The organism is Methylobacterium sp. AC315, assembly GCF_979253755.1.
In genome coordinates this window covers 1-600 of record NZ_CEEDEA010000071.1, presented here as the reverse complement: position 1 = coordinate 600, position 600 = coordinate 1, and the positions used below count along the sequence as shown (strand labels likewise).

Annotated in this window: 1 protein-coding gene; it reads left to right on the top strand. The window is 64.5% G+C overall.

The features are described from left to right. Positions 1–403, top strand: a 403-nt coding sequence (locus tag AC0IY0_RS28750) for a transposase (protein WP_471766479.1), incomplete at its 5' end; no start/stop codon positions are given. Between the last annotated feature and the right edge of the window lie 197 nt (positions 404–600).

The window sequence follows — 600 nt, the reverse complement described above, 5'->3', positions numbered from 1 at the left end:
CAAGGCCTGTCCGGTCTGGTGCGAGACCGAGGCGCTGCTCAAGTCCGTGCCCGGGATCGGTGACGTGACCGCACGCATGCTTCTGGCGCAGTTGCCTGAGCTCGGCACTATCGGCCGCCACCAGCTCGCGGCTCTCGTCGGCATCGCCCCGATCAACCGCGACTCTGGCCTGATGCGGGGCCGGCGATCCATCGCGGGTGGGCAAACATCTGTGCGAGGCGTACTGTACATGGCTGGGCTGACTGCAATCCGGCGAGGCTCTCCGTTCCGGCCCTTCTACGAGCGGCTCACTGAGCGTGGCCGGCCGAGGAAGGTCGCCCTCGTGGCAGTGATGCGAAAGCTCCTGGTGACGCTCAACGCCATCGTCCGCGACCGCACGCCCTGGCGGCCCCTCACGGCTTGACCTTCAACACAGCCGCTCCGTCGTGCGGGCGCTGCCGTGAAGAATTTGGCCCATAGCGCATCCCTGGCCGCATGGTGGTCAACCGTACCACCACTCCGCGGGATCAAACACCTAGTGATCTGAGTTAGAAGTTTTTTGGCAGAAGCGTTTGACGTTGGCGAGGATGGCGTCGGCTGATTTGGTCCAGACGAATGGCT